At 32.3% G+C, this 257-nt stretch carries 1 protein-coding gene; it reads left to right on the top strand.

The annotated features are described in order from the left end of the window. Positions 1 to 32: 32 nt before the first annotated feature. Positions 33 to 257, top strand: a 225-nt coding sequence (locus FE392_RS20515) for a hypothetical protein (protein WP_319931946.1), incomplete at its 3' end; no start/stop codon positions are given.

The raw sequence follows: 257 nt of genomic DNA, 5'->3' as shown, positions 1-257 counted from the left end.
AATTCAAATATACAAAGAGGAGTGAATTACATTTGGATAAAAAGTCAAAAAAAGAAGAGTTATTACAACGATTATTTCCTCACAACATGGAAAGTGTAGTTACTACAAATTCATCTGTAAATCTGATTAGTTCTTTAACGAATATTCTAGAGAAATTGGTAGCTGCATTTCCCCCTGGATGTTTCTGTCCCCCATCTCAGCAAACCATTACACAAATTGAAAATGCATTGAATGATTTATTAATATGGAGTACAGCG

The organism is Xenorhabdus santafensis (assembly GCF_033949405.1).
GTDB classification, from domain to species: domain Bacteria; phylum Pseudomonadota; class Gammaproteobacteria; order Enterobacterales; family Enterobacteriaceae; genus Xenorhabdus; species Xenorhabdus santafensis.
Note: the sequence above shows the minus strand (reverse complement) of the source record. Positions and strands in the feature narration are given on the sequence as shown.